This is a genomic window from Actinoallomurus sp. NPDC052274 (genome assembly GCF_040679475.1).
Lineage (GTDB): Bacteria > Actinomycetota > Actinomycetes > Streptosporangiales > Streptosporangiaceae > Actinoallomurus > Actinoallomurus liliacearum.
In genome coordinates this window covers 25279-37969 of sequence record NZ_JBFAUT010000057.1, presented here as the reverse complement: position 1 = coordinate 37969, position 12691 = coordinate 25279, and the positions used below count along the sequence as shown (strand labels likewise).

Sequence of the window (12691 nt, the reverse complement as noted above, 5' to 3'; positions counted from 1 at the left end):
CCCCTTTCAGGCGGTCAGCGTGACGTCGGCGTCCACGGGCCGGCCGCCGGTGATCTGGACGGGGACGGCGGCCGGGCCATGACCGGCGGCGACGAGCGTGTACGTCCCCGGTTCGAGGTCTTCGAAGGAGAACTCACCGGCCGCGCCGCTCACCGCGGTGCCGACGATGCTCCCGGCCTGGTCCATCAGCGTGAGCCGCGCGCCGTCGTACGGCCGGTCCCGCAGCCATACCTCGCCGTTCAGCGTGCCGCGCGCCAGGAGCTCCAGGTCCTGCCGGGTCTGCGTGCCCTGCCGGACCGTGACCGCGGCGGCCACCGGCCGCTGGCCGGGAGCGGAGGCGACCAGCGTGTAGGAGCCCTCGGGGAGGCTGATGAACGAGAAACCGCCGCCCTCGGTGCTGCGCGCCGTCGCGACGACGTCGCCCTGGACGTCGGTCACGGTGATCGCCGCGTCCGCGACGGGCTGGCGGGTGCCGGACATCCGGACGATGCCGATCAGCCCGCCGACACCGGCGATGGTCATGTCGTGGCGGACGGTCCCGGTCCCGACCGCCACGAGCGAGGCGATCGGCTCGTGGCCGGGCGCCGAGGCGATGATCAGGTAGGTGCCGCCCTTCTGCACGGTGAGGCGGTACTCCCCGTCCATCCCGGTGTACGCGGAACCGATCTTGCGGCCGGACATGTCGGCCAGCGTGACCACCGCGTCGGCGACCGGCGGGCCCTCCGTCCGCTGCACCGTGCCGAAGACGGTGAGCGTCTCGCTCAGCGCCGTGTTCTCAGTCATCGGTCCATTCCTCCGTTGTGCGGCCGTTCCGGGGCCGCGGCCAGGGCTTCGAGGGCGGGCAGGGCGGCGGCGAGGCCGGCCCGCTGATCCGCCGGCAGCAGGCGGATCCGGTCCGCGAGGAACCCGGTGGTGCGCCGCCCGAGATCGTCCAGCAGTTCGTCACCGGCGTCGCTGAGGACGAGCCGGCATACCCGGCGGTCCCGTGGGTCGGGCCGCCGGTCGATCAGTTGCAGCTTCGCCAGGGCGTCCACGATGTGGGAGACGGTCGGGGTGCTGACCGCCATCCGGCGGGCGAGCTCCCCCACGGGCAGCGGCCCGCCGGCGGCGATGGTGGTCAACGCCGACAGCCGGCTCGGGGTCAGGTGATCCGGCCAGTCCTTGCGCAACCGGCGGTTGAGGGCTTCGAGCGCGACCCGGAGCCGTCCGGCGACCTCGGCGGACTCCTCGGCTCCGTCCGCGCCGTCGGCCGGCGCCTGTTCCACCCGCGCCTCGGCCTCCCCGCCCGGCGCCGGACCGGCATCCGCGCCGGCGTCCGCAGGGCGGGGTGCCGCCTCCCCGTCCGGGCCGGGGCCGGCGGCCGGGCGGCCCGCGGTCACGCGGTCCGCCCGGGGATCGGCGTCCATGGTCACTCGCCCAGCGCGACGCGCACGGTGGACGGCACTCCGGACGGGACCCGGACGGTGGTCGTCACGGGACGGTGACCCGCCGCGACCAGCGTGTAGCCGCCGTCCGCGAGGCCGGTGATCCGGTAGGCGCCGTTCTCGTCGGTGACCGTGGTCGCGACCACCTCACCGCTCTCGTCGGTGACGGTCGTGGTGATCCCGCCGACCGGCTCGCCGTGCGGAGACCGCACCACGCCGGACAGCACACCGGTCGGAGGGGCGCTGTCGGGTACGAGCGGGAAGTCCCGGACGATCGACGCCTCTCCCACGAGGACGGTCGCGGCCTGCGGGACGCGGCCCGGCGCGGTGACGATGACGAGGTGGTCACCGTCGGTGACCGCGATCGAGTACCGGCCGTCCGGTCCGGTCGTGGCCCGCCCGAGCTGGTGCCCGTCCGGCCCGGTGACCGTGACGGCGGCGCCGGGCACGGGCGTGCCCGCCCCGTCGTGGATGAGGCCCGCGATGACCGGCCCGGACCGGCCGTTCGACATGGCCCGCTGGGCGGCCGCCGGCGCGTGGGAGGTCGTCGGCGCGTGAGAGGTCGTCGGCACCATCTGCGGGACGGTCGGCTCGCTGAGCGCCAGCCCGGCCTCGCCGGTCACCCCGGCCAGCTCCGAGCCGAGCGACTCGTGCTCGGTGGGCTCCTCGCCGGGCTTGTTCCGCTTGGTCAGCAGCGACGCGATCGCGGCGACGACGCAGGCGGCGATCGCGAACCAGAACGCGATCGTCAGGCCGTCGTGGAACGGCTGGGTGATCAGGTGCGGGAAGAAGCTGCGCCCGGTGAGGTAGGAGGCGTGGTCGGCGGACAGCTTGTGCAGCTCCGGGCCGAGGAGCTGCTGCATCGGGTTGTAGCCGAGGAAGGCCGCGAACAGCACCGCGATCGGCGGCAGATGCGAGATCGACTGAGCCGTCTGGTCCGGGACGCCCTGGGCGGTCAGCCCGCCGTACATCGACGACGGCAGGCTGTGCGACAGGCCCGCCACCATGAGGCTGAAGAAGATGCCGATGGACAGCACCATCGCGGCGTTCTGGAACGTTGCGGTCATGCCGGCGCCGACGCCCCGCTGGTCGGCCGGCACCGAGTTCATGATGTCGGCGCGGTTCGGGGAGGCGAACATGCCGGAGCCGATGCCGTTGACGACGAGCAGCACGGCGAACACCCAGTAGGAGAAGTTCACCGGGATGGCGAGGAGCAGCAGGAAGCTGAGGCCCGTGACGAGCGCGCCTCCCACCGTGAACACCCGGACGCCGATCCGGTCGGACAGGATCCCGGACAGCGGCGCCGACAGCAGGAAGCCGACGGTCAGCGGGATCATGTAGATGCCCGCCCACAGCGGCGTGTCCTCGAAGCTGTAGCCGTGCTGCGGCAGCCAGATGCCCTGCAGCCAGATGATCAACATGAACTGCAGGCCGCCGCGGCCGAGCGCGGTCAGCAGGCTCGCCAGGTTCCCCGCGGTGAAGGTGCGGTTCTTGAAGAGCGAGAGGTTGAACAGCGGCTCAGCGATCTTCGTCTCGATGTAGAGGAAGGCGCACAGGACGAGCGCGCCGCCGATCAGCGCGGTGAGCACCCACGGGTTGGTCCATCCCATGGTGTGATCTTTGTACGGCTGGATGCCGTACGTGATGCCAATCAGAACCGAGATCAAACCGATAGCGAAGGTGAGGTTCCCCCACCAGTCGATCCGCGCCTTCTTGCGGACGCCGGTGTCGTGCAGCTTGATGTAGGCCCAGAACGTTCCAAAGACGCCGAACGGCACCGAGACCAGGAACACGTAGTGCCAGTTGACCGGGCCGAGGATGCCGCCGAGGATCAGTCCGATGAAGGATCCGGCGATGCCCGCGATGGCGTTGATGCCGAGCGCCATGCCGCGCTTGGTGGCGGGGAACGCGTCGGTGAGGATGGCGGTGGAGTTCGCGAACAGCAGCGCGCCGCCGACGCCCTGGACGATGCGCCAGCCGATGAGCCAGAGGGCCGCGGACGATCCGTGCATCCAGCTGACCGACAGCAGGATCGAACAGACCGTGAAGACGGCGAAGCCGAGGTTGTACATCTTGACCCGGCCGTACATGTCGCCGAGGCGGCCGAAGGACACCACCAGCACCGCGGTGACGACCATGAAGCCCATCATCATCCACAGCAGGTAGCTGGTGTTTCCAGCGCCGAGGGGGTCGAGGCCGATGCCGTCGAAGATGTTCGGCAGCGCGATGAGCACGATCGACTGATTGATCATGACCATCAGCACGCCGAGCGTCGTGTTCGACAGCGCGATCCACTTGTACCCGGGACCGAGGGCCCGGTGGTCCGGCCGTCCCGGCGCGTGGGCGCCCGTCGTCATAGAGGATTCGCTCCTGTAGTTCGTCAGCACAAATGTTGCTTAGTGCTAACTAACTATAGAGCAAGCCGATTCGCCCGAGACGCCCGCCCAGAGAGGAACATCCCCGAACGCACCCTCGGAGAGCGGCGTTCAGGCCGTATGACGTGCGGAAAGGCCGCCATGCGTCGACGACCCGCCTCGCCGACCTGACCGCCGGCTGATCGGGCCGGCCGCCGGAAATCCGCTCGCCCGCGGCCGGACCGCTCGTGCAGGATCGATCCCGACCGCGAGCAGAGGAGGGCAGGGACATGCGGAAGATCCCGACCGCGTTCGTCCGCGACTGGGACGGTGACCGGCGCTACGTCACCCGCACCCCGAACCCCGAGTGCGGCTGGGTCTTCGACGGCCACGGCCGGCCGACGCGCAAGTTCGACGGCACCTGCGTCCGCTACGACGGCGAGCGCTGGTGGGCACGCCGCGAGGTCAAGCAGGGCAAGGAGCGGCCACCCGGCTTCGTCGAGATCTCCCACGACGAGCAGACCGGCAAGACGGTCGGCTGGGAGCCCGCCGAGCAGTCGGGTTTCCAGAAGTTCCTCGCCGAGGCGATCGGCGCCGATCGCTGGGAGGCCGGCACGTACGAACTCGTCGGGCCCAAGGTCAACGGCAACCCGGAGGGCCTGGACCGCCACACCCTGGTACGCCACGGCGCGGAGGACCTCGGCGACGTCCCCCGCGACTACGCCGGCCTGGCCGCCTGGCTGCGTGCCCACCCGTGGGAGGGCATCGTCTGGCACCACCCGGACGGCCGAATGGCCAAGCTCAAGCGCCGCGATCTCCCGCCGGCCTGAACCTGAGCGCCGAGGATCTCCGTCGTTCCGGCGACGGGAATCCTCGGCCGTACTCGGGAGGACCGCAGGCCGGTCGGCCATGGTCACAGCTCACCGCGGTACCAGGCGTCGACCTCGGCGTCGAGAGCCGCCTGGTCGAGGCGGGCGGGCCGGGCGTTCTCGATCCACCGCCGGATGAGCCGGGCGAGAACATCCACGGTCCCGTCGGTCGCGATCTCATGGACGGCGAAGAAAGTGACGATCGGCCCGGTGATCGGATCATCGAGGTCGCAGCGAGCGCACAGCACGATCTCCGTGAAGCCGGTGACCTCGGTGCCCTGTTCGGTCCGCCAGCCGTGCGGAAGCCGCAGTACGGCGAGGATGTCCCCGGCGCACCGCGGGCACGCGCGGTCCGTCCAGAGCGGTCGCCCCGCCCGGTGGCGCGTGGGCTCGGCGGTCATGCGCCGATCGCGTTCGCGCCCAGAAGGGACTTGATGTCCCCGAAGAACGACGGTTCCGGCTGGACGCGGAACCGGTCGAGTGCGATGAGCAGCCCCTTCGCGCCGGGACGCCCCGGCCGCAGCCTCAGGTGCACGGGGGCGTGGCCGGGGTGGGAGTCCAGGATGCGTTTCAGCTCCCGGACGACGTCGGCGGACACGCGGGCCTCCGAAAGGGAGATCACCACGGGCGGCTCGGCGGCGGTGGCCTGGGAGACGTCGAGGACGGTGACCTCCTCCCCGTAGACGCTCAGTGTCTCGTCCCGCACGTTGACGCGGCCGCGGATCGTGACCACCCGGTCCTCTGCCAGCGTCTCGCCGTACAGGGCGTAGCTCTTGGGGAAGATCAGGCACTCGACCGACGCCTCATGGTCTTCGAGGTTGACGATCGCCCAGGTGTCCCCGTTCTTGGTGATCTTGCGTTGCAGGCCGGAGATGATCCCGGCGACCCGTACGAAGCCCTCCGTACGACCGGAGGCGAGCAGTTCGGCGAGCGTGGTGTCGCGGGCGGCCTCCAGGACGCGCTCGGCGCCGTCGAGGGGATGAGACGAGACGTACAGGCCGAGCATCTCCCGTTCGAAGGTCAGCAGGCTGCTCTTGTCCCATTCCTCTTCGGGGATCGCGACGGAGAACACGCCTCCGCCGCCGTCCTGCGGTTCGTCGAGGGAACCGAACAGGGAGTCCTGGCCGCGGGCCTCGTTGCGTTTGACATCGATGACCGAGTCGATGGCCTGTTCGTGGACCATGACGAGGCCCTTGCGGTGATGTCCGAGGCTGTCGAACGCGCCCGCCTTGGCCAGGGACTCGATGACGCGCTTGTTGCAGACGATCGTCGGGACCTTGTTCAGGAAGTCGTTGAAGTCGACGTATTCGCCCTTCTCCCGACGGGTCTTGACGACCGCGTCGACGACATTGGAACCGACGTTGCGGATCGCGCCCAACCCGAACCGGATGTCCTTCCCGACGGCGGCGAAGTTCAGCTCGGACTCGTTGACGTCGGGCGGGAGGACCTTGATGCCGAGGCGGCGGCAGTCTGACAGATAGACCGCCATCTTGTCCTTGTCGTCACCGACCGAGGTGAGCAGCGCGGCGAGGTACTCGGCGGGGTGGTTCGCCTTCAGGTAGGCGGTCCAGTACGACACGACGCCGTACCCGGCGGTGTGCGACTTGTTGAACCCGTACCCGGAGAAGGGAACGAGGACATCCCAGACGGCCTTGATGGCCTCATCGGAGAAGCCGCGTTCCTTCATTCCGGCGGAGAATCTGCCCCACTCGGCGTCCAGGACGTCCTTCTTCTTCTTGCCCATCGCACGACGCAGCATGTCCGCGCCACCGAGGGAGTATCCGGCGAGTTGCTGGGCGATCGCCATGACCTGCTCCTGGAAGACCACCAGATGGTAGGTGTCGCCCAGGATCGGGTCGAGCGCTTCTTTCAGGTCCGGGTGGATCGGCTCGACATCTTGTCTGCCGGTCTTGCGCAGCGCGTAGTTGGTGTGCGCGTTCATCTCCATCGGACCAGGCCGGTAGAGGGCCGAGACCGCGGCGATGTCGGTGAACTCGCTCGGCTGCATCAGCTTCAGGAGCGTACGCATTCCGCCACCGTCAAGCTGGAACACCCCGAGTGTGTCTCCGCGCGCCAGCAGCTCGTAGGTCTTTCCATCATCGAGAGGGACTTCGAGGATGTCGATCTCGATGCCTTTGTTGGCCTTGACGTTGGCGATGGCGTCGTTGATGACGGTGAGGTTCCGCAGACCAAGGAAGTCCATCTTGAGCAGACCCATGTCCTCGGCCTGGGTGAACGGGAAACCGGTGATGATCGGCCCGTCGGCCTTCGGCTTCACCAGAGGGAGGACATCGATCAGCGGTTTGGAGGACAGGATGACGCCGGCGGCGTGGATCCCGGTGCCGCGGGTCAGGCCTTCGACGCCCATGGCGGTGTCGATGACCCGTTTGACGTCGGGTTCTTCCTCGTACAGCTTCCGCAGTTCGGCCGCCTCGCCGTGCCGGGGGTGCTCCTCGTCGTGGATCGCCGACAGGGGGATCTCCTTGCCGCCGACGGCGGCCGGGAACGCCTTGGTGATGCGGTCGCCGAGCGCGTAGGGGTAGCCGAGGACGCGGCAGGCGTCCTTGACGGCGGCCTTGGCCTTGATGGTGCCGAAAGTGACGATCTGGCAGACCCGGTCGTCACCGTACTTCTTGGTGACGTAATCGATCATCTCGTCGCGGCGGCGGTCGTCGAAATCGAGGTCGACGTCGGGCATCGTGATGCGTTCGGGGTTGAGGAACCGCTCGAAGATGAGTTTGTGCTCGATCGGGTCGAGCTCGGTGATGCCCGTGCAGTAGGCGACCATTGAGCCGGTGGCCGAGCCTCGGCCGGGCCCGAGGCCGATGCCGTTCGCTCGCGCGTACCGGCAGATGTCGGCGACGACGAGGAAGTAGCCGGGGAAGCCCATGTTGTCGATGACGGACAGCTCGTAGTCGATGCGGTCCAGGACCTCTTGCGATGGGTCGCCCTTGTACCGGCGCCGCGCGCCGGCCAGTGTCTCCTTCCGCAGCCACGACGATTCGGTCTCCCCGTCGGGAACCGGGTATTTCGGCATCAGATCGCGGTGGGCGAAGACCTCGCTGTAGTCGTCGACGCGTTCGGCGACCAGGAGGGTGTTGTCGCAGGCGCCGGGGACCTCGCCGTCCCACAGGGACCGCATCTCCCGGGCGGTCTTGAGGTAGTAGCCGGAGCCGGAGAACCGGAAGCGGTTCTGGTCGGCGAGTTGCTTGCCGGTGCCGATGCACAGGAGCGCGTCGTGCGCGTCGGCCTGGTTCTGGGTGACATAGTGGGAGTCGTTGGTGGCCAGTGGCGGCAGGCCGAGCTCTTTACCGAGGCGCAGCAGGTCGTCGCGGACTCGGCGTTCGATGGCGATGCCGTGGTCCATCAGCTCGAGGAAGTAGTTGTCCTCGCCGAAGATGTCCCGGTACTTCGCGGCGGCCTCGACCGCCTTGTCGTACTGGCCCAGCCGGATCCGGGTCTGCACGGCGCCCGACGGGCAGCCGGTCGTGGCGATGATGCCTTCACCGTGCTCGGCGAGGAGGTCATCGTCCATCCGGGGGTACTTCTGGACGTGGCCTTCGAGCCAGGCCCGCGACTGGAGCCGGAACAGGTTTCGCAGGCCCTCAGCGGTGGCAGCCCACATCGTCATGTGGGTGTAGAGGCCGCGACCGGATACGTCGCCGCCCTCACCGGTGTCGTCGTTGGACTTGCGCAGCGAGAGGTTGTCGCTCCAGTACACGGCCTTTTTGTGGTACCGGGAGGCGGGCGCGACGTAGCCCTCGATGCCGATGATCGGCTTGACGCCCGCCCTCTTCGCCGAGTGGTAGAACTCGTACGCCCCGTGCACGTTCCCGTGATCGCTCATCGCGACGGCCGGCATCCCCAGGCGGCCCGCCTCCTCCAAGAGGCGTCCGACCTTCGCGGCACCGTCGAGCATCGAGTACTCGGTATGAACGTGCAGATGGACGAACGAATCCACCGGCCCACTCCCTTCGGTTGTACGGCGTCACGGACGTCCGACATTCGACCGAAGGTGGGGACGGGTTGTCTAACAACCGACAGCCCGGCCTGTGACAACCTCTGGTTGTAAGGCAAGACGAGCCGGACCTCGGCCGTACGCCACCGGCCTCAGCCCTCCAGCCGACGGCCGTCCTCGTACTCGGCGGGCACCTCGTCCTCCCAGGGGTCGATGCCCTTGCGGTCGAGTTCGTCGAACCAGCGCTCCCGCCGTGACTCCGACAACCGGGACCCGCACCATGGACAGAAGTCGATCACCATTTCCTTACATCACGCACCAGGGCCGACCGCGCCGAGCCGTGGGAGGTGGCCGGCGTTATGGTCTTCCTGGCCATCGACTACTCGTCGTACTGACGGGTGAGGTCGTCGCCGTCTCCAGCCAGCACTCCTGAGTCAGCTCCGAGGAAGTCCCATGAGTCCACGACGGCGTGACGCCGAGGGCACCGCCGCCGCCCGAGCCGAGCGGCGGGCCGAACTGCTCGCCACCGCCGCGGAGGTCTTCGCCACCCGCGGATACGCCGCCACCACCGTACGGGAGGTCGCGGACGCCGCCGGCATCCTCGGCGGCAGCCTGTATTACCACTTCGACTCCAAGGAGTCGATGGCCGACGAGATCCTCTCGACCTTCCTGAACGAGATGTGGGCGGCGTACGACCGCGTGCTCGCCATGGACCTGGGCGCGCGCGACACGCTCACCGCCCTCGTCGCCGCGTCGTTCGACTGCATCGACCGGCACCGGCCGGCGGTCGTGATGTACCAGAACGAGTCGCGGCACCTGGCGACCGGTCCACGGTTCGCGTACCTGACCGAGTCGCGGCGGCGGTTCGAGGAGATGTGGATGACGCTGCTCGAGCGCGGCGTCCGGGAGGGCGCGTTCCGCTCCGACCTGGACACCGCCCTGGTCTACCGCTTCATCCGCGACACCGTGTGGGTGGCGGCGACCTGGTACCAGCCCGGCGGGCGGCTCACCGCCGCGCAGATCGCCGAGCAGTACCTCGCCATGGTCCTCGGAGGGATCCAGCACGAGCAGGTCCACTAGTGTGGGCCGGTGGCACACCGGCAGAGCGCTCGAACGGTCGAGGCGAAGGTCGACTCGGGCACCGCGGAGCTGGTCCCCGATCCCTACCGCCCGCGCGCCCACGTCCTCATGCTGGACGGCGCGCCGCAGTCCCACGTGGATCTCGACGACCCCACCTATCTCGACTTCGAGTACGTGCGGCGGCTCGGCCACGTCGTGGACCTCGCGGCCCCGGCGCGGCGGCCGCTCCGGGTGCTGCACCTGGGCGGCGGCGCCCTGACCCTGCCGCGCTACGTCGCCGCGACCCGGCCGCGCTCGACCCAGCAGGTCGTCGAGATCGACGCGGCGCTCATCGAGTTCGTCCGCCGGGAACTGCCCCTCGACCGGGGCCACCGGATCCGGATCCGGCACGGCGACGCCCGCGAGGTCCTGACTCGCGCTCCCGAGGACTCCTTCGACCTGGTGATCGGGGACGCGTACGCGGGAGCCCGGTCGCCCGCGCACCTGACCACCGTCGAGTTCGTCGCGGCCGTCGCCCGGGTCCTGCGCCCGGGCGGGTTGTACGCCGCCAACGTGGCCGACGGGGCGCCGCTGTCCTTCGCCCGGGCCCAGGTGGCGACGCTGCGGTCCGTGCTCCCGGAGGCCGCCCTCATCGCCGACCCCGCCGTGCTGCGCGGCCGCCGGTTCGGCAACCTGGTCCTCGTCGCCGGGCGGACGCCGCCGCCCGTGGCGGAGCTCACCCGCAGCGCCGCCGGGGACCCCTTCCCGGGACGGGTCCTGGACGGGGAGGAGCTGGCCAGGTTCGCGGCCGGGGCCGTCCCGGCCACCGACGCGACCGCCCGCCCGTCACCGCCTCCGCCCAAGGGCGTCTTCGACCGGAGCTGACCGTCGCCGGCCCCGGCCCCTGGAGCGCGACGTGTCCTCGGCCGTTCCCCGCCGGAACGTCTCAGTCCTTGCGGCCGGTGACCGCGACGCCGAGGCACACACGATCCGCTTCGGGTCAGAGCGTGGGGGCGGCTCCGACGTAGTTCTCGGCGAGCGTCGTCGCGGCGGCCTTCGACGCGGCGACGTACTCCAGGTGGGACAGCTGCAGCCGATGCCCGAAGGCGTCCTGACGGGGATCCTTGTGCAGGAGGGTCGTCATCCAGTACGAGAAGTGCTCGGCCCGCCACACCCGCCGGAGGCAGGTGTCGGAGTACGCGTCGAGCAGTTCGGTCGTGCCGGAGTCGTACCAGGCGCCCAGCGCCTCGGCGAGGACGATGACGTCGGAGATCGCGAGGTTCAGGCCCTTCGCGCCGGTGGGCGGGACGATGTGCGCGGCGTCTCCGGCGAGGAACAGGCGGTCGTGCCGCATCGGCTCCGCGACGAAGCTGCGCATCGGCGTGATCGACTTCTCCAGGATCGGCCCGTCCCGCAGCTCCCAGCCGTCGTCGGTGGCGAACCGCGCCCGAAGCTCGGACCAGATCCGCTCGTCAGGCCACGCGGCGACGTCCTCCGCCGGGTCGACCTGGAGATACAGCCTGCTGATCTTCGGGGACCGCAGGCTGTGCAGGGCGAACCCGCGCTCGCTGTACGCGTAGATCAGCTCGTCCGTGGACGGCGGGACGTCGGCGAGGATGCCCAGCCACGCGAAGGGGAACTCGCGCTCGTGGAGCCGGGTGTCCGGAACCGCCGGGCGGCAGACCCCGTGGAAGCCGTCACAGCCCGCGATGACGTCGCACTCCAGCGTCTCGACGCGACCGTCACGGCGGTAGGTCACCGACGGCGCGCTCGGGTCCACCGAGAGGACCTCGGTCTCGAAATGGATCTCTCCCCCGGCGGCCGGCCGCGCGGCGATCAGGTCCTTGACGATCTCGGTCTGCGCGTAGATCGTCACCGTGCGCCCGCCCGTCAGCTCGGACAGCGGGATCCGGTGCCCGGCGCCGCCGAACCGGAGCTCGAGACCGTGGTGGGTGAGGCCTTCGCGGTCGAGCCGCTCACCGACGCCGCTGCCGCGAAGGACGTCCACGGTGCCCTGCTCGAGCATCCCGGCCCGCTGGCGCCGCTCCACGTACGCGCGGTCGCGGCTCTCCAGTACGACCGAATCGATGCCGCGCAGCCGCAGCAGGTGAGAGAGCAGCAGTCCGGCCGGTCCGGCCCCGGCGATCGCCACTTGCGTACGCATCGATCATCCTCTTTCGACGTCCTTCGACACGATCCTCGCGCCGGCGCCCCGACCGTCAGCCCCAGTCCTTCCACTCAGCGGAACCCCCGTGCGCGTTCACGTCCCGGGCCAGGGCGTTCGCCGCGGCGAGGACCGCCGGCACCAGACGCCGCAGGTCCACGACGTTCCGGCGGGTGACGAGCGACAGCGCCGCGAAGACCGCGCCGCCGGGATCACGGACCGGCGCGGCCACCGAGCACGTCCCGAGGGACATCTCCTCACGGGTCACGGCGTATCCGGAACGCCGGATCCCGGTGAGGCAGGCCCGCAGCCGGTCGGCGTCGGTGACGGTGTGCGGGGTGTACGGCGGCAGCCCCTGGGCGATGACCTTCTCCGCGAGCTCCTCCTCGGCGAAGGCGAGCAGGACCTTTCCGACCCCGGTGGCGTGCAGCGGGAGCTCGGCCGCGACCCGGGTCACGATCGGCACCGACCGTGGCCCGCGCAGCCGCTCGAGGTACAGCGCCTTGTCGCCGCTGAGCACCGCGAGCTGGACGTTCTCGTGGGTGGCGGCGTACAGCTCCTCCATGTGGGGCAGGGCGAGCTCGCGCAGGCTCCGCGCCGCCGAGGCCTGCGCGCCGATGCGCCACAGCCGCGTTCCGATGCGATAGGACCCGTCGGGCAGGCGCTCGAGGAAGCCGCCGTCGGTCAGCTCCCGGACGAGCCGGTGTCCCGTCGCGAGCGGCAGGCCGGCCCGGGCGCAGATCTCGGTGAGGGTCAACCGGACACCGCCGGGCGCGAACGACTCGAGGATCGCCATCACCTTGCCCGCCACACTGGGCGGGCGCCGAACGCCCGTCATGGTCCCGCCTCCTCATCCGGGGCCT

At 70.1% G+C, this 12691-nt stretch carries 10 protein-coding genes; 3 read left to right on the top strand and 7 right to left on the bottom strand.

Features of this window, described 5'->3' with window-relative positions:
• Positions 1-6 precede the first annotated feature (6 nt).
• Genes AB0K82_RS35185 through AB0K82_RS35175 form a run of 3 tightly spaced genes read right to left on the bottom strand, consistent with a single transcriptional unit; the run spans position 7 to position 3781 of the window.
• A complete protein-coding gene (locus tag AB0K82_RS35185) occupies positions 7-783 on the bottom strand; it encodes a carboxypeptidase regulatory-like domain-containing protein (RefSeq protein WP_364405361.1) in 777 nt (258 codons plus the stop codon).
• A complete protein-coding gene (locus tag AB0K82_RS35180) occupies positions 780-1406 on the bottom strand; it encodes a MarR family transcriptional regulator (RefSeq protein ID WP_364405359.1) in 627 nt (208 codons plus the stop codon). The genes AB0K82_RS35185 and AB0K82_RS35180 overlap by 4 nt, the downstream gene beginning before the upstream one ends.
• A 2-nt stretch (positions 1407-1408) precedes the next feature.
• A complete protein-coding gene (locus tag AB0K82_RS35175) occupies positions 1409-3781 on the bottom strand; it encodes an MFS transporter (RefSeq protein ID WP_364405357.1) in 2373 nt (790 codons plus the stop codon).
• 287 nt (positions 3782-4068) lie between these two features.
• Here AB0K82_RS35175 and AB0K82_RS35170 point away from each other — a divergent pair, with 287 nt between their 5' ends.
• Positions 4069-4608 carry a DUF5565 family protein gene (locus AB0K82_RS35170; protein ID WP_364405355.1) on the top strand — a complete coding sequence of 180 codons (540 nt, stop codon included), beginning with the start codon at positions 4069-4071 and terminating at the stop codon, positions 4606-4608.
• 83 nt (positions 4609-4691) lie between these two features.
• Here AB0K82_RS35170 and AB0K82_RS35165 read toward each other — a convergent pair whose 3' ends face one another.
• Both AB0K82_RS35165 and dnaE read right to left on the bottom strand, forming a co-directional pair.
• Positions 4692-5048 carry a DUF6300 family protein gene (locus AB0K82_RS35165; RefSeq protein WP_364405353.1) on the bottom strand — a complete coding sequence of 119 codons (357 nt, stop codon included), beginning with the start codon at positions 5046-5048 and terminating at the stop codon, positions 4692-4694.
• Positions 5045-8608, bottom strand: coding sequence for a DNA polymerase III subunit alpha (dnaE, locus tag AB0K82_RS35160; protein ID WP_364405351.1), 3564 nt, complete (start codon positions 8606-8608; stop codon positions 5045-5047). The genes AB0K82_RS35165 and dnaE overlap by 4 nt, the downstream gene beginning before the upstream one ends.
• Before the next feature lie 450 nt (positions 8609-9058).
• On the opposite strand from dnaE, the gene AB0K82_RS35155 reads away from it, so the two are divergent.
• Together AB0K82_RS35155 and AB0K82_RS35150 are read left to right on the top strand one after the other, a co-directional pair.
• A complete protein-coding gene (locus AB0K82_RS35155; protein ID WP_364405349.1) occupies positions 9059-9685 on the top strand; it encodes a TetR/AcrR family transcriptional regulator in 627 nt (208 codons plus the stop codon).
• A 9-nt stretch (positions 9686-9694) separates the two neighbouring features.
• Positions 9695-10549: a fused MFS/spermidine synthase gene (locus tag AB0K82_RS35150; protein ID WP_364405347.1), complete on the top strand. Its 855-nt coding sequence runs from the start codon at positions 9695-9697 to the stop codon at positions 10547-10549.
• 115 nt (positions 10550-10664) lie between these two features.
• Here AB0K82_RS35150 and AB0K82_RS35145 read toward each other — a convergent pair whose 3' ends face one another.
• Both AB0K82_RS35145 and AB0K82_RS35140 read right to left on the bottom strand, forming a co-directional pair.
• Positions 10665-11828, bottom strand: a complete 1164-nt coding sequence (locus AB0K82_RS35145; RefSeq protein WP_364405345.1) for a 4-hydroxybenzoate 3-monooxygenase — start codon at positions 11826-11828, stop codon at positions 10665-10667.
• 55 nt (positions 11829-11883) lie between these two features.
• Complete coding sequence (locus tag AB0K82_RS35140) at positions 11884-12666, bottom strand: IclR family transcriptional regulator (RefSeq protein WP_364405343.1); 783 nt, start codon at positions 12664-12666, stop codon at positions 11884-11886.
• Between the last annotated feature and the right edge of the window lie 25 nt (positions 12667-12691).

What these genes read in the sequence shown, in the direction of transcription:
- AB0K82_RS35180 (WP_364405359.1), bottom strand. Translation starts at nt 1,406, where the DNA reads ATGGACGCCGATCCCCGGGCGGACCGCGTGACCGCGGGCCGCCCGGCC.
- AB0K82_RS35165 (WP_364405353.1), bottom strand. Translation starts at nt 5,048, where the DNA reads ATGACCGCCGAGCCCACGCGCCACCGGGCGGGGCGACCGCTCTGGACG.
- AB0K82_RS35155 (WP_364405349.1), top strand. Translation starts at nt 9,059, where the DNA reads ATGAGTCCACGACGGCGTGACGCCGAGGGCACCGCCGCCGCCCGAGCC.
- AB0K82_RS35185 (WP_364405361.1), bottom strand. Translation starts at nt 783, where the DNA reads ATGACTGAGAACACGGCGCTGAGCGAGACGCTCACCGTCTTCGGCACG.
- AB0K82_RS35145 (WP_364405345.1), bottom strand. Translation starts at nt 11,828, where the DNA reads ATGCGTACGCAAGTGGCGATCGCCGGGGCCGGACCGGCCGGACTGCTG.
- AB0K82_RS35140 (WP_364405343.1), bottom strand. Translation starts at nt 12,666, where the DNA reads ATGACGGGCGTTCGGCGCCCGCCCAGTGTGGCGGGCAAGGTGATGGCG.
- AB0K82_RS35175 (WP_364405357.1), bottom strand. Translation starts at nt 3,781, where the DNA reads ATGACGACGGGCGCCCACGCGCCGGGACGGCCGGACCACCGGGCCCTC.
- AB0K82_RS35170 (WP_364405355.1), top strand. Translation starts at nt 4,069, where the DNA reads ATGCGGAAGATCCCGACCGCGTTCGTCCGCGACTGGGACGGTGACCGG.